Raw genomic sequence first — 15,285 nt, 5'->3', positions numbered from 1 at the left:
CCCTGACAGCAGGCGCTATGCCCTCGGTCAATAGGGGGCGCTTTAGCGATATCTGCTCAATAGTGATAGTTGTTCTGGTCGTGGCGGGTTCGGCCATGCTGGTTAAAGGAGGATATATGCAAGCCAAAGCCATGTTCGCCCAGTTTTTGATTGAAAAGGCCTGGGCCAAGAGTCTGACTGACGGTCAGGCACACAAACCCTGGTCCTGGGCCGATACCCACCCTACGGCCAAATTGTGGATAGGCAAGCATGAGCCACTCTATGTGCTGGCCGGGGCCAGTGGCCGTAACCTGGCCTTTGGACCGGCGCAGATGCTCTCGGGAGCCGGTGCCGGAGAGACAGGCAATACCGTGATTGCCGGTCACAGGGATACCCATTTCGCGATTCTGGCCGGGGCCAGGGTGGGGCAGGAGATCCGCTTGCAGGGCATGGATGGCCAGATCCATTTTTATCGAATACGGGCTACCGCAGTTGTGCATGAATCTGAGACACCTTGGTTGATGGGCAGTGATGAGCGGCTATTGACGCTGATCACCTGTTATCCCTTCGACAGCCTGAGTGGCGGTGCCGAGCTTAGATTTGTGGTGCAGGCAGAAGCCTTGCAGACGCTGGCGGTTTCAGCCTGATATCGGCATCACCCGATTGCGGCCCAAACGCTTGGCTTCATAGAGCAAGGTGTCGGCGCGTTCGGTAAGGGATTGGCGGGTATCCATTTGCTGCCACTCGGCAACCCCGAAGGAGGCGCTGATATTGCTGATGAGCTGGCCCTTGCGTCTGTCTCTGACGCTAACCTTCTCCAGTGCCCGTCTCATGGCTTCGGCCAGTTGCCGTGCCACTCTCAGCTGACTGGTCGGCACCAGAATAGCGAACTCTTCACCACCGAAACGATACAACTTGGTGCCGTCACGGCAACTATCCTGCAGACGCTTGGCCACCGCCTTGAGCACCTGATCCCCCAAAAGATGCCCATATTCATCGTTGAAACGCTTGAAGTGATCCACATCCACCAGAATAAGGCAGCAACCCTTCGGTGACTGACTCAACAAGCTATCGAAGTCGGCATCGAAGGCGCGGCGGTTAAGGCAGCCGGTGAGTGCATCAAACAATATGTCTTTTTCGGTGTTTTGCAGCTGTAGCCGCAGGCTGTCTATCTCCTGCTGGGCCTTGCTCAGTTGCGAGCTCAAATAATCCGTGCTGCTGCGAATATCATCCGAGTCTTGCACCAGGGCTCGGACCATGCCCATCACCTGTTCAAGATCCATGGCGTCTTGATCCAAGCGGCTCAGACGGCCGAAATTACGCTCGATTTTGGCGCGAAAGCTGTCGGCATTGCAGCTGGTATCCTTGAGCGACTGCGACAGCTCGGTCGCTATCGCCTCCATACTCTGGCGAATATCTCTGACATCCAGTTCATCTTCCGGGGCCAGATGATAACGGTAGAGAAGTTCCGCAGTGGAGGGCGGACAGGTATTGTACTGGCTGACGGTTTGATCCAGGCTGGCATTGAGCATAGGATTGCGTTCACTGACATAGGCATACCAGAGCGCATAGTTGACCGGCGTCGTCGGTATCCGATATTTCAACATCAGCGGTAAGGCTTTTTTCAGGTATTGGGCGGCTTGCTGAAGCAGAGTCATGGCGATGGAGAAGCTCATTGTTGATGCAATTAGCTATTCAGCTTGACATAAATCAGGCCGCTTGTGGATCCAAAGGCTCACGGAATGTCACCTTGTTGCGCCGATTGCCGAATGCTGCGCCGCTGTTACAATGGCTGAACAAAATAGATAATAGCAAGGAATGAAGTCGTGAAATTTACCTCTGTGTGTAGCCTGTTGGCCACACTGTTAACGCCTGCTCTGGCGTTGGCAGCTCCCTTTGAACTGGATGAATCCCGCTATCGCCAGGATGTGAAAACCCTTGCCAGCGATGCTTTTGGAGGCCGTGCGCCTTTGTCGGCCGGTGAACAGCTGACCTTGGATTACCTTACCGAGGCTTTCAAGGAGATAGGGCTTGAGCCCGGGTTTGGCAACAGTTACCTGCAAGCCGTTCCCATGGCCAGGATCAGCGCAGATCAGAATATGCAGCTTAAGCTGGGTTCAATGAGTTTCAGCAATGGCGAGGAGTTTACCGCCCGCACTCAAAGAGTGACGCCCAAGGTGGAGCTGCAAGACAGCGAAGTGGTATTTGTCGGCTACGGTATCAATGCCCCGGAATACGGCTGGAATGACTTTGAAGGCCTGGATGTTCGTGGTAAGACCCTGATTGTGCTGGTCAATGATCCCGGCTTTGCCACTCAGGATCCCCAGGTATTCAAGGGCAATGCCATGACCTATTACGGTCGCTGGACCTATAAATATGAAGAAGCGGCCCGTCAGGGCGCCGAGGCCGTGTTTATTGTGCATGAAACTGCGCCCGCCGCTTACGGTTGGGGAGTGGTGCGTAACAGTAACACCAATACCAAGTACACCCTGGTGGATAAAGACAACAACGCATCATCGCTTGGCGTGATGGGGTGGATCCAGCACGATAGTGCCAAGAAGCTGTTCAGCCAGGCGGGTCTGGACTTTGACACCTTGAAGCAACAGGCGGTCAATAAAGGCTTCAAGGCGGTGCCGTTGAAACTCAAGGCCAATCTGACCTTGAACAACAAGATAGAACTGGCGCAATCCCACAATGTGGCGGCCCTGTTGCCTGGAACCGAGCGTAAAAATGAATACTTGGTGATGCATGCTCACTGGGATCACCTGGGAAAGACCATTGAAGATGGCAAGGAAGTGGTGCTCAACGGCGCTGTGGATAATGCCTCCGGTGTGGCCGGTGTTCTGGCACTGGCAAAGCATTTCAAACAGCAAAAGGGCATTGAAGCCCCGAAACGCTCGATTCTGTTCAGCGCCTTTACTGCCGAGGAAACCGGACTCATTGGCGCCCAGTACTTTGCTGAAAATCCTCCGGTTCCCACCAAGCAACTGGTGGCATTTCTCAATATAGACGGCATGAATATGGGCAAAGGCGTGGATTATATCCTGCGTTATGGTGAGGGCGTGTCAGAGTTGGAGCAGTATCTGAATGATGCCGCCAAAGGGCAGGGACGCAGTGTCAAGGCCGATCCGCGGCCGCAAAATGGCTTAATGTTCCGCTCGGACCATTTCGCTCTGGCCAAGGAAGGGGTACCCGGCTTGCTGTTTATGAGTTTGGGAGATACAGACCCGGATTATATTGCCCACAAATATCATAAGGCAGCCGATGATTATGACCCCAGCTGGAGTCTGGATGGGGTTCAGCAGGACTTGGCCTTGATAAGCGATATTCTGGCACGGTTGGCCAACAACAATGACTGGCCCCAATGGCTTGAAGATTCGGATTTCAAGAAACGTCGGGCTCAGGATCTGCGCTGAGTTTGGTGGCAGGTGTGACTCAAAAAGGGTTACACCTGTCCATGCTTCTTGTCACTTGAAAGCGTAATTAATTGAATGCCTTAGTTTTTCATGGCTGTTCGACGCAGGCATGCACCAGAAAACTGGAGTGGAAGTATTTGGGAATGTATTTGGACAGCAGATAATTGAAGAAACCCACTCGTTTCCACTCTTTGAAATCGGCGTAATGCGCGACTGAAATCACCTTTAGCTTTCCATGCCATTGCTCAATCTCCCGTGGCGAGTCGAGCGCCAACTTAAAACCGGCACCGGCATATTTTACGCTGTCGTGGTTATCTGAATTGTCTCTCATCCAGCGACTGATACCGTCGAATAGAATATGGCAACCAGGAAAGCGGCTGGCCAGTTCTTGAAGCAACTGTTGTACCTGACAATTGTCGAAGTACATCAGCAGGCCTTCAGCAATAAAAACAAAGGTTGCGCCCTGATAACGGGCATTGAGTTCATCCATCCAATCGCTATCAAATACAGAAGCGCCGATGCATGTCTCACAACTGTCCGAAGGAAGGAGCTGCTCTCTGAGGGCAATCACTTCAGGCAGATCCAGGATGTAAAACCAGGCCTTGTCTTCCATCGTGTTTCCCATCAGCATTTGAACCCTCTGAAAGCGGGCATCGAGCCCGGCTCCGAGGTTGACTACAACACAGGACTGCGCCGCAGCGATAATATCCGCCGTGAGTCTGTCAAAGTAACCCGCGCGGATGGCGACCCCTACTGAGCTCAATACAGATTGGTCAAAACTTGATAAGTCATAATCAAATTGTTCGATAAGCGCGCAGGCCCAAGGATCTGAGAAGAAGGCATCTTTCAGTTTGGATTGGCACGATTTCATATAGAGTGGGATAAAAAGTGTTTGGGCGATAGGATCATTTAGCCCTGTGACTGCCAGCTTGTTACTCATCTTTGCCTCCTCCCTCATCCTTTTATTAAATGATAACCATTATCAGATGCGTAACTGTGAGCAAGAGTGGATTTTTATCAAACTCACTTTTTGAGAGGCTTGGCTGGCGAGAGGGCTGGAATACTTGGTGATTGTCGGCAAAAGATAGTGGACGACAGCTTTGACTAGAGCTGCCAATAAGCGACTATGCTCAGGGAAAGGGGTCAGCAAAAAGCGTCAGGGAAAGGGGGCAGGAAAAAGCGTGATTATACCGTCAAGCAGAGGACAAGTTCAGAAACGGTAGCTGATCGATAACATGGGGCCGATAAAACTATAGTAGAGGTTGTAGTCGGCCACTTTTACCGCGGCGTTCGATGCGCTCTGACGCACATCCACATCCACTTTGTAGTAGTTATAGGCCAAGGTGATGTCCCAACGATCACTCAGGGTGGTTTTCATGCCGGCTCTGATATCGACCAGTGAGCCCTTGAGATCATCGAGGCGCACGGAAAAATATTGGGCATGTAGATTAAATTGCCAACCGGGTGCCAGCTCATAGTCACCAAAGAGGCCAATATTCGGTAAAGGTGCAGTAACACTCTCATCTACGACTCTGGGAATGGGCTGGGCGCTGCAGATATTGCCACTGAGTTCTGAAGTGGCACAGGCGCCAATGGAACCTTCAAAGCTACTGTCAATAAACATAGTGTGCAGCCCTACACTGACCCCTATGTTATAACCGTTGCCTTGAAACAGGTCATAGCCATAGCCGATGCGGGCGATATCGATATTGAGCGTGGTGCCTAACTTTCCACCCGCCTTGACGTCATAGACAGTATCGTCAATCTGGATTTGAAATGGCCGACTGACCGCCTGAGTTTCGGCGCTGCGGTGCAGTTGTTTCCAGTCAATATAGATGTGGTGTCTATCGTTGAAACGGTATCCCAATTCAAACAGGGGCAGAAACTCATTTTCCGCCAACTGCAGATCAGACTCAAAATCCAGATTGAAGTCGTTGCCAATCAGGGGATCGGTAACCTGCATATTGGTGTCTGATTGAGAGTAGAAACCACCAATATTCAAGCTCCACTCGCCAGCTTGGGTTTGTGGCGCCGCACAGCACAGCAGAGTGAGTGTCAGCGATAGTCTTAAACCTGATTTGTTAATGGAATGTGGTATCAGCAATGGGCAATCTCTTTTCGTTACTCAGATAATCCAAGTGCCTTCTCAGAGATTCCTTTTCCGGGATAAAGCGGCACGTGCGCGGTTTGAGTGCTTGTTGGCTGCTGTTTGCAGGATGACACTTCTTGTCTTTTCGGATGCTGAAAATTCGCGCGACTGCAGAGAGTCTAAACCAGAAATGTTCCATATGTGAACACAATGTTTATTGAAATGTGGTTTTTTATGATCCATAACAAAAAAGCGCCCCTTTAAAAGGAGCGCTTGGGATTTATCTCGAAACCGATACTCGGATCAGGATTCGGACACTTTATTATCGCTTTTCATTGCGTCTTTATTGAACATCCCCAAACGGATGCGAATAAAGTGCAGTATTTGTGCCGCGATATCCAGATGAAGGCAAGATTCCAGTCCTTCAAAGCCCGGCGAGGAGTTGGCCTCGCAAATCTTGTAGTGACCATTATCGAACAGCAGATCGATTCCGGCGACATCCAGATCCAAAATATTGGCGGTCTGGGTCGCCAGCCATTCGATTTCAGGCGTGACAGCAAAGGGGCTGGCTGAGCCACCGGCGCTGACATTGGCTTTGAAACTGTCCTCTTGGCCGCGTCTCTCATAACATCCCGCTACCCGGCCACCTATGGTAAAGACTCGCAAGTCCCGACCGTGACTGTTGGAGATAAACTCTTGCAGGATGATATTGGCATTCTTGTTAGTTGCCTCGATAAGCTGCATCAGATCATCGAACTCGCGTGCCTTGTGTGACAGAAATACGCCGCTGCCTTGCGAGCCGGACAGTGTCTTGATCACCACAGGGAAACCCAAGTGGCGTTCAACCAAGTCAACATCGACCGGGAATTTTACCAACATGGTCTTGGGCGTTGGCAGGTTCTTTTCGGCCAACAGTTGTTGGGAAAACAGCTTGTCCTTAACGGTTTCTATCGCCTTGGAAGAGTTAAGGCAATAAACGCCAAGACGCTCCAGATGGCGGATAATCGCCAAGGCAAAATAGGTGGTACCCGAGCCCATACGAGGAATAATAAAATCGGGCAACTCTACTGGTTGCCCGTTCAGTAAAATACTCTTGTTGTCCTCTCGGGTCACGGTAAGGTCAAACTCATCGGGAGCATAGACCTCAAGTTCGATATTGTCGGCCTTGGCGGCCTCCAACAATCGGTTAATCTCATACAATTCAGGTTTTAGCTGAGTCGCGGTCTCTTTATATAAAATCCAACCACGCATTTAGTCGCAAACCCTAATTTTCATTGGTCATCCTCTAGTTCAGGCTCATCCTGAACATCGTCATCTATCATATCGTCAAGATACTCAGCATCGGCCTTTTTCACCAAAGTGGTGCCGACAACTGCGTAGAAAGGCTTCCCAGAAGCCAACTTGACATACTTTACCCAGATCTTTTCCAACAAGCTACCGGGAGCGGAATTTCCGCGGACAACTTCAACAAAATGACTCTCCTCCGGATTTCGGGGGGCTTGGCGTCCCTCTGCCAGAGCTTTCATGGCAACGCCATGTTTTTCGAGTAATTCTGCTTCGTTGTAAGTAAAATCCCCGCTGCGGCGAAAGCCTTTGGGGAAGTTCTTGTCGTCATAGAAACGGCGTTCGCTGACGAAACTCTCATTGGCGGCTTGTTGCATAGATGCACTTTGCAGTGCCGATGGTGAAGGAGTCGTGGTCAACATGGCGATATTCCTTACAAAAATGGTTCTTGAGGAGATTTGCAAGCAGAGTATTGGCTAGTATGATTGATTTATAAATCAAAAAAATTTGTCTATGACGATAAAGAATTTTTTATGGACACGGATTTACTCAAGACATTTCTGGAAGTTTCCCATACCCGCCATTTTGGGAAAGCCGCCGAGAACCTCTATCTGACCCGTAGTGCAGTATCTTTTAGGGTTAAGCAGCTGGAGAGTATTCTCGGCGTCGAGCTGTTTGAACGGCAGCGCAACAACATACAACCGACCCCGGCCGGAGTGCGGATGCTGGCGCATGCCGAAGCGGTATTGACCGCCTGGGAGCGGGCCAAACAGGATATCTCCTTGAGTGAGCACCAGTCGGTACAATTGGTTATCGGTGCGGCGCCCAATATCTGGGACGCTTATCTGCAGGGATATATGCAAGGTTTACATCAGGGGCTTGCTGGAGTGGCGCTGCGCACCGAAATTTTGGCGCCGGCGGCAATGACCAAACAGTTGATGGACCGAACGCTGGATCTGGCTATAGCCTTTGATCCCCCTAAGTTGGAAGAGTTTGAGCTGTTGCAGATAGGAGAGGTGTCGCTGCATCTGGTAAGCACAGAGGTGGCTTCCTCCGTCGATGAACTGACGGACAGGCATTATATCAAGGTCGATTGGGGCACGGCGTTTAATATTCAACATGCCAGAGACTATGCCGAGTTACCCATTCCTGTACTGCATACCGGCTCGGCCCGTATTGCGCTGGACTTTCTGCTCAATAATGGCGGCAGTGCATTTTTGCCGCAAAACATGATTGAACCTTATCTGGCGAAAGGGGAGCTGTTTGTGATTGATGATAAAACGCCGCTCAGGCGTAATGTCTATGTAGCGTACTTGCCGGGCAACGACCGCTTGGAGCAGATACTGCAAGCGGTCAACTACCTCAGAAGTCAGTTCTAAACTTGACCGGGCATTCAGCGTTTTGCCTTGATGCCCGGTTTCCTTACTGAAGCACTCAAAATACCAAAGCGTGCATCAACATAGCAAAGCGCTTTAGAACACCAGAGGCCAGATAACCACGGCCCAGGTCAGGCCGCATAAACACAGGCTGATAAAGACCGCCGCCGAGGCAATATCTTTGGCCTGGCCGCTCAAGGGGTGAATTTCATCACCCACTCTGTCGACTACGGCTTCAATGGCAGAATTCAACAGCTCGGTAATAATGACGATAAATACTGTCGCTATCAGCAGTAATTTTTCTGTCTTGGCCACATCCAGATATAACGCCAATGGGATCATTAACAATGCCAGTACGGCTTCCTGACGAAAGGCGGCTTCATGTTTCCAGGCGGAGCATAAGCCCTTGATGGAAAAGCCGGTGGCGCGGAAAATGCGTTTCAGTCCGTGGTTGTTGGCGGGTTTCATATTCTCTCAATTCTTGATCTGTGGCATAGCCGGTTGCTGTATAAAGACCCGCTGAACCGTGAAAGGTTCCTGGGTTAATGGGGTTGCAACTTGTCGCTTCCTTTATTGACCTCGCGTTGGTCACCAGTGACTAGTTTGGCTAGTAGTGCAGTGGCGCTGAGGTTTCCAAGGTGCGGCGGCATTATAGCAGCTCATCTTGCCGCTGATATAACAGTTACTGCACCTACCACGGGTGTTTGGCCGTTATTATGCCATGGCGGAAGGTTTGGCAAAGGGGGAGGGCCGTTTCGATAATCGTTACACCCGTTGTCACCATAACCACCACGACTTTCTATACTCTTGGTAGTTTTGATCTTTGTAGTTTTGGTCTCTGCTATAGGATGTAGCAGGCAATTGGTCGATAGCCAGGGAGGGCTTATGCAATATCCGCAATCTTTACCGACAACAGCATACCTTAAGTGTTTTCCGGCCATGCTGTTACTGCTGCAAACTTTTCTGCTCTCGTTTCCGGCGGCCAGCGATAGAGAATTACCGGCCCCGGAGTTGGCCGGTCGTTGGCAACAACAAAAGGCCGAAATCAAGGATTTCCTTGTCAGTGAAAAACTCGATGGTGTCCGCGCCAGATGGGACGGCAGGCGTTTGCTGAGCCGCTCGGGCAGAGTGATTCCTGCACCAGTTTGGTTTGTGAAAGACTTTCCCTCTGTGGCACTAGAAGGAGAACTTTGGGGAGGTTATCACAGCTTTGATACTGCATCATTGCTGGCCAGAGGTTTGGGCGAGGCAGACTCCTGGCGCCAGCTGGGTTTTTATCTGTTCGATGCCCCCGGGCTTAAAATGGCTTTTGCCGAACGTTATCAGGCGTTCAAGCAGTATCACCAACTGACCCCATATCTCTATGTCATTGAGCAGCGGCGTCTGAGCAGCACGCAAGAGTTACATCTGTGGTTACAACAGGTTGTGGCCAAAGGGGGCGAAGGCCTGATGGCGCACCGCATCGATGCCATGTATCTGGCGGGGCGCAGTGACGCCTTGTTAAAACTCAAACCTGTGGAAGATGCCGAGGCGCGAGTGCTGGCGATACTTCCGGGAAAGGGCAAGTATCAAGGCATGATGGGCGCCTTGCTGGTGGAGACCGAGGCTGGGGTAAGCTTTCGCTTGGGAACAGGTTTCACCGATGCCGAGAGGGCTTCACCGCCGCTTCCCGGAACCTGGGTGACCTTTGCTTTCTCCGGGCTGACCTCGGGCGGCAAGCCTAGGTTTGCCCGCTTCCTTAGGGTAAGATCCGACTATCGACTCAGTTTCCCGGCAGAGGTTATTGAGGCAAAAGTCTCTGTCGCCGACCCGGCTGCGGAACGCAATCCTGCCGAGTCAGCCAATAAGGAACCTTAAGGTGGAATTTCAAAGCGTGCCAAGTGTTAATGAGGGTGAAATTAACCGTATCTTAATGGTTTGTATGGGCAATATCTGCCGCTCACCAAGCGCTGAAGCTGTGGCCCGGGCCAAGGCTCAGGCCATGGGGCTGACACTGGAGTTGGATTCTGCCGGTACCATAGGTTATCACTCAGGGGAGTTGCCGGACAGGCGCGCCCGCGCTGCCGGTGAGCGGCGCGGGCTGGACTTTTCAGGGATCAAAGCCAGGCAGGTGTGTGCGCGGGACTTTGCTCATTTCGATCTTATTCTGGCGGCCGATTGTGAGAATCTTCAGGCCCTATATGAGGCTTGTCCGCAGATTTACAAACACAAGCTGGCCTTGATGCTGGACTTTGCCGATACTCCCATCAGGGAAGTCCCGGATCCTTACTATGGTGGCGACAGCGGATTTGAGCAGGTTTTGGATCTGTTGGAGTTGAGCATTGCCGGACTGTTTGCCCGGATCCAGGCCGCCAGGCCCAAGAGTATCCCGCCAGCGAGGTGAGTGGTTCTGCAAAGGACTAAAGTCATAAAGCTTATGCGGAATTTAGTTGGATAATTGGTTGGATAAGTGACATACAAAAACAGGCCACCATAGTGGCCTGTTTTCGCTAAGTTTGCTTCTTGAGGGAAACTTAACCCTGATGGCGTTTGCCGGAGCGCTTCAGCCTGTCGGCTTCTTTCTTTGCCTGCTTCAGGGCCTCTTTCTCCGCCAGCAGCTTGGCCACTTCCGCCTCTTCTGCCTGGGCCATTTCCGGCGTTTCCAGGGACAGCTGGCCGATTTTCCCTGAGCGGAACTCATGTAACAGCAGTTCCGAGGCTTTGTGCAAATCGATATGACCGCCGCTTCTGAGGGCGCCACGCCTGCGGCCTATCTCTTCGAGCAATTCGATATCGGTGGCGGGCAGGGAGGTCAGCTTATAACGCTCCATCATCGCCTCCGGGTAGGCATGCAGGAAGTAAGCTGCGGCAAACAGGGCCACATCCTCATATTCCATAGCGGTATCCTTGATGGCACCTGTGACCGCCAGGCGATAACCCGAGGCTTCATTGTCCACTTTGGGCCAAAGGATCCCCGGCGTGTCGGACAGCACTATGCCGTTTTTAAGGTTGATCCTTTGCTGCGCCTTGGTCACCGCAGGTTCATTACCTGTTTTGGCAATCACCCGGCCGGCCAGGGTATTGATGATGGTGGACTTGCCCACATTGGGGATGCCCATGATCATGGTGCGAATATCCTTGAGCGCACCTTCGCTTACGGGGACCAGTTTGCGGCACAGCTCGGGGATCTTTCTGACCATTGCAGGTTGCAGGGTAGTGATGGCTTGTGCCCGCACTCCTTGTTCCTGCTCCAGGTACTCAATCCAGCGATTGGTTATCTCGGGATCGGCCAGATCAGACTTATTCAGCAACTTGATACAAGGCTTGTCCTGGCGCAGCTTGGCCACCATGGGGTTTTCACTGCTGTAGGGTATTCGGGCATCCAACACTTCGATCACCAGATCTATCTGAGGCATCACCTCTTCTATCTCTTTGCGGGCCTTGTGCATGTGTCCCGGATACCATTGAATCGCCATCTATTGCTTATCCTGCTGAAAACTGAAAAAGAGCGCTATTGTAGCATTCCGAACTGAAAAAAGCGCCCGCAGGCGCTAGATAACCCCAAGTTCGCGCAGGCGCTCCATCAGGTAGCTGTCGGCGGTATAGCGCTCTGACAGCACAACGTCGGGACGAGGATGCAGGAACAGCGGCAGTGAGATCCGCGACTTGCTCATATCGGCGCCTTCCGGGTTGATCACCCTATGAGTGGTCGATGGGAAGTAACCGGCGGAAGCCTCCTGGAGCATATCGCCTATGTTAATGATAAGGTTGCCAAAATCGCTGGGAACATCCAGCCATTCCCCGTCGAGGCTCTGCACTTGCAGCCCGGGCTCGTTGGCGGCGGGCAATACGGTAAGCAGGTTGATATCTTCATGGGCGGCGGCGCGAATGGCGTCCGGGGTCTCATCACCCGTCATTGGCGGATAATGCAGTACCCGCAGTAGCGTCTTGTGGCTATTGGCTATCATTTGCGACAGCGCAGTGCGATAGTTGGCTGCCACCTCGGCAGGCGAGTGCGCCTCGACCCAATCCAGAAGCTCGGCGGCCAGTGCATTGGCTTCTTGGTAGTAGGTGAGGATATTGTCTTGCAATTGCTCTGGAATGCGGCCCCAGGGGTAGACGTGAAAGTACTCTTTGATGTCTTTGACCGTATGGCCTTTGGCGGTTTCTGAAATGCTCGCCGGAAAGAAACCATCCTGGGTTTCCGGCTTGAACATGAAGGCCAGCTTTTCTTCACTGTTGAAGAACTCCTGCCAGTCGCGGTAGATATCCTGCACCAAGTGTTGTGAAATAGGGTGGTTGCGCAACACGCCAAAGCCGGTGCTGCGCAGGGACTCTACAAAGCGCTCGGCAGCATCTGCGGCGCGATAGTCTATGGTTTCCAGTTTCATCATCATCTTATCTTGGTTATTTTTTATTGACCCGATACTCGTGTCTCTATGGACATTTTGTTGGCAGTCGGGTGACCCGGGCGCAAGTCTACCTTGATGTCTTTATAGGGGCAACGTAAAGTGATCCAGGTCACCTTTATGGCTCTGAGTAACTTGAGTGAAGGGTAATTGCAGCTATTCGGGTCTTATGGGTTACGCAGAGTAATCGAGGAGCGTTAAATGAAACCCCTGAACGAGTTTGAGCGTTATGTCATCGAGGAAAAAGGCACTGAGCGCCCTTTCAGTGGAGAGCTGTATCAACACAATGCCAAGGGGCGATATCTTTGCCGTAAATGCGGCGCCCCCTTGTATTTGTCCGAGCATAAATTCAATGCCCATTGTGGCTGGCCCGCCTTTGACGATGAAATCTCCGGCGCCGTCACCCGGATACCCGACGCCGATGGCCGCAGAACCGAAATCGTCTGCAGTCAATGTGGTGGTCATCTGGGACATGTGTTTGAAGGAGAGGGGTTAACGGCCAAGAACTTGCGACATTGCGTCAATTCTGTCTCCATGGTCTTTGAGGCCATAGATGATGCCGAGGCTTTGCAGCCGGCAACTGAAAAGCGTTTGGAGACGGCCACCCTGGGCGGCGGCTGTTTTTGGTGTTCAGAGGCGGTTTTTTTAAGCTTGGCCGGGGTTATGCAAGTGACTTCCGGCTATGCCGGCGGCGCGGCAAAAGATGCCAACTACAAGGCGGTATGCAGCGGCGCAACCGGCCATGCCGAAGTGGTGCAGATAGTTTTTGACCCCACTGTCATCAGCTATGCCGAGCTGTTGGAGGTATTCTTTGCCAGTCATGACCCCACCACCTTGAATCGCCAAGGCAACGATGTGGGGCCTCAGTATCGTTCGGTGATTTTCGCGCACTCGGATAAGCAGATTGAGACGGCGTCCTCCATGATTAAGGCGCTGGATGAGGAAGGTGTCTTTAGCGCGCCGATAGTGACAGAGTTGACCGCCTTTGATGGTTTCTATCCGGCGGAGAACTATCATAACGACTATTTTGCGCTTCATGGTGAGCAGCCTTATTGTGCCTTGGTGATCAAACCCAAGCTGGATAAGGTGCGACGGCGTTTCAGTGCCAAGCTGAAGTAGAATAGAAAAAACGGCAAGCCTCAGCTTGCCGTTTTTTTATGGTCTGGACAGTGTCAATTTACGAGTCCAACTTGTCGTCGGCAATCTTGTATCTGGGATCTTCAATCAGATTGACTTCCACCAGATCGCCGGCCTTGTGCAGCAACTGCTTGCAGTCGTTGGAAAGGTGACGAAGATGCAGGCGTTTGCCTTGGTTCACATAGCGCTCGGCCAAGGTGTCTATGGCATCGAGAGCCGAGTGGTCACAGACCCGGGATGACTGGAAGTCGACCACGACATCCTTAGGGTCATTGTTGGCATCAAACAACTCAAGGAACGAAGCCGCCGAGCCGAAAAACAGTGGGCCATTGAGGCGGTAAACCGCCCAACCGTTGGCATCTATACTTTTATGAGCACTGATCTGTTTGGCATGCTCCCAGGCAAATACCAGCGCAGAGACTATCACCCCGACAAATACCGCAATCGCCAGATCGGTAAATACCGTCACCACAGTCACCAGCACAATAACAAAGGCATCGTGCTTGGGCACCTTGCGCATTACTTTAAAGCTGGCCCACTCAAAGGTTCCCAGTACCACCATAAACATGACCCCGACCAAGGCGGCCAGCGGGATCATCTCGATAAAGGCGGCGGCAAACAGAATAAAGCACAGCAAGGTGAGAGCGGCGGTGATCCCGGAAAGACGACCGCGGCCCCCTGAGTTGATGTTAATCATCGACTGACCAATCATGGCGCAGCCACCCATGGCACCGAAAAAGCCACTGGTGACGTTACCCACGCCTTGGCCGACACATTCCTTGTTGCCACGGCCGCGGGTTTGGGTCATCTCATCGACCACTGTCAGAGTCAGCAGAGATTCAATCAGGCCAACAGCTGCCAGGATAACGGCATAGGGCGCTATGATATAAAGGGTTTCCAGATTGAAGGGCACTGCTGGAATGGCAAAGCTTGGCAGTGTGCCGGCGATAGTTGCCTCAGGGTTACCGCTCATATTGCGCAAATAATCAAGCACGTTGCGGGTATCCAAATCCAGGCCCACCACCAGAGCGGTTACTGCCAGTATGGCTACCAGGGATGACGGCACGGCTGTGGTCAGCTTAGGCAGAAAATGTATGATAGCCATGGTCATGGCTATCAGCGCCAGCATCAACCAGATATCGGCACCGGGTAGCCAGGCCATCTCCTCTTCGCCGACTTTGACCTGAAATTGCCCCAGTTGCGCCAGGAATATGACTATGGCCAGGCCGTTGACGAAACCTATCATTACAGGATAAGGCACTATGCGAATGAACTTGCCAAGACGCAGTGCTCCGGCGGTAATTTGAATTATCCCGGCCAGCACCACGGCGGCAAACAGATAGCTGACTCCGTGGGACACCACCAGACTGGTCATGACCACGGCCATCGCGCCGGTGGCGCCTGAGATCATGCCGGGACGGCCGCCGATGAGGGCCGTGATCAGTCCCATAATAAAGGCGGCATAAAGGCCCACCATAGGTTCTACTTTAGCAACGAAGGCAAAGGCTACCGCTTCGGGCACCAGCGCCATAGCAACCGTTAGGCCGGAGAGTATATCCGCCTTGTGACTGCTGGTTTTATGGCGTATCAGTTCAAACATTCAGCTTGGGATCCCA

The 15,285-nt window shown here is 52.2% G+C and carries 15 protein-coding genes; 6 read left to right on the top strand and 9 right to left on the bottom strand.

The window, feature by feature from the left end; translation table 11 throughout:
• Positions 1 to 17: 17 nt before the first annotated feature.
• Positions 18 to 626 carry a class GN sortase gene (locus K5621_RS11490; protein WP_052247971.1) on the top strand — a complete coding sequence of 203 codons (609 nt, stop codon included), beginning with the start codon at positions 18 to 20 and terminating at the stop codon, positions 624 to 626.
• Here the strand turns inward: K5621_RS11490 and K5621_RS11485 are convergent.
• On the bottom strand, positions 618 to 1,643 hold the full coding sequence (locus K5621_RS11485) for a GGDEF domain-containing protein (protein WP_221051182.1): 1,026 nt from the start codon (positions 1,641 to 1,643) through the stop codon (positions 618 to 620). The genes K5621_RS11490 and K5621_RS11485 overlap by 9 nt on opposite strands.
• Positions 1,644 to 1,805: 162 nt before the next feature.
• On the opposite strand from K5621_RS11485, the gene K5621_RS11480 reads away from it, so the two are divergent.
• Complete coding sequence (locus tag K5621_RS11480; protein ID WP_221049288.1) at positions 1,806 to 3,395, top strand: M28 family metallopeptidase; 1,590 nt, start codon at positions 1,806 to 1,808, stop codon at positions 3,393 to 3,395.
• Between the two features lie 88 nt (positions 3,396 to 3,483).
• Here the strand turns inward: K5621_RS11480 and K5621_RS11475 are convergent, their stop codons facing one another.
• The 4 genes from K5621_RS11475 to K5621_RS11460 all read right to left on the bottom strand — a co-directional run bounded on the left by K5621_RS11475 (position 3,484) and on the right by K5621_RS11460 (position 7,190).
• Complete coding sequence (locus K5621_RS11475) at positions 3,484 to 4,335, bottom strand: class I SAM-dependent methyltransferase (RefSeq protein WP_221049287.1); 852 nt, start codon at positions 4,333 to 4,335, stop codon at positions 3,484 to 3,486.
• Between the two features lie 270 nt (positions 4,336 to 4,605).
• Positions 4,606 to 5,499 carry a hypothetical protein gene (locus K5621_RS11470; protein WP_425332445.1) on the bottom strand — a complete coding sequence of 298 codons (894 nt, stop codon included), beginning with the start codon at positions 5,497 to 5,499 and terminating at the stop codon, positions 4,606 to 4,608.
• A 288-nt stretch (positions 5,500 to 5,787) separates the two neighbouring features.
• Positions 5,788 to 6,735, bottom strand: a complete 948-nt coding sequence (locus K5621_RS11465; protein ID WP_221049286.1) for an ATP-grasp domain-containing protein — start codon at positions 6,733 to 6,735, stop codon at positions 5,788 to 5,790.
• 20 nt (positions 6,736 to 6,755) lie between these two features.
• Positions 6,756 to 7,190 (bottom strand): MaoP family protein, encoded by a 435-nt coding sequence (locus K5621_RS11460; RefSeq protein ID WP_208146885.1) that lies wholly within the window; start codon positions 7,188 to 7,190, stop codon positions 6,756 to 6,758.
• 111 nt (positions 7,191 to 7,301) lie between these two features.
• On the opposite strand from K5621_RS11460, the gene hdfR reads away from it, so the two are divergent.
• On the top strand, positions 7,302 to 8,147 hold the full coding sequence (hdfR, locus tag K5621_RS11455) for an HTH-type transcriptional regulator HdfR (RefSeq protein WP_100144079.1): 846 nt from the start codon (positions 7,302 to 7,304) through the stop codon (positions 8,145 to 8,147).
• A 93-nt stretch (positions 8,148 to 8,240) separates the two neighbouring features.
• Here hdfR and K5621_RS11450 read toward each other — a convergent pair whose 3' ends face one another.
• Positions 8,241 to 8,612 (bottom strand): diacylglycerol kinase, encoded by a 372-nt coding sequence (locus K5621_RS11450; RefSeq protein ID WP_025009535.1) that lies wholly within the window; start codon positions 8,610 to 8,612, stop codon positions 8,241 to 8,243.
• A gap of 417 nt (positions 8,613 to 9,029) precedes the next feature.
• Between K5621_RS11450 and K5621_RS11445 the strand changes: the two genes are divergently transcribed.
• On the top strand, positions 9,030 to 10,001 hold the full coding sequence (locus K5621_RS11445; protein WP_245003071.1) for a DNA ligase: 972 nt from the start codon (positions 9,030 to 9,032) through the stop codon (positions 9,999 to 10,001).
• A gap of 55 nt (positions 10,002 to 10,056) precedes the next feature.
• Positions 10,057 to 10,527, top strand: a complete 471-nt coding sequence (locus K5621_RS11440) for a low molecular weight protein-tyrosine-phosphatase (protein ID WP_221051180.1) — start codon at positions 10,057 to 10,059, stop codon at positions 10,525 to 10,527.
• 130 nt (positions 10,528 to 10,657) lie between these two features.
• Here K5621_RS11440 and ylqF read toward each other — a convergent pair whose 3' ends face one another.
• Complete coding sequence (gene ylqF, locus K5621_RS11435; RefSeq protein ID WP_093983046.1) at positions 10,658 to 11,599, bottom strand: ribosome biogenesis GTPase YlqF; 942 nt, start codon at positions 11,597 to 11,599, stop codon at positions 10,658 to 10,660.
• A gap of 75 nt (positions 11,600 to 11,674) precedes the next feature.
• Entirely contained in the window at positions 11,675 to 12,514 is an 840-nt protein-coding gene (locus K5621_RS11430) for an isopenicillin N synthase family dioxygenase (protein WP_093983065.1), read from the bottom strand.
• Positions 12,515 to 12,733: 219 nt separating this feature from the next.
• Here K5621_RS11430 and K5621_RS11425 point away from each other — a divergent pair, with 219 nt between their 5' ends.
• Complete coding sequence (locus tag K5621_RS11425; RefSeq protein ID WP_221049285.1) at positions 12,734 to 13,651, top strand: bifunctional methionine sulfoxide reductase B/A protein; 918 nt, start codon at positions 12,734 to 12,736, stop codon at positions 13,649 to 13,651.
• A 58-nt stretch (positions 13,652 to 13,709) separates the two neighbouring features.
• Here K5621_RS11425 and K5621_RS11420 read toward each other — a convergent pair whose 3' ends face one another.
• On the bottom strand, positions 13,710 to 15,269 hold the full coding sequence (locus K5621_RS11420; RefSeq protein WP_100144013.1) for a SulP family inorganic anion transporter: 1,560 nt from the start codon (positions 15,267 to 15,269) through the stop codon (positions 13,710 to 13,712).
• Positions 15,270 to 15,285: the final 16 nt, after the last annotated feature.

This window comes from Shewanella carassii (assembly GCF_019670705.1).
GTDB lineage: Bacteria > Pseudomonadota > Gammaproteobacteria > Enterobacterales > Shewanellaceae > Shewanella > Shewanella carassii.
Note: the sequence above shows the minus strand (reverse complement) of the source record. Positions and strands in the feature narration are given on the sequence as shown.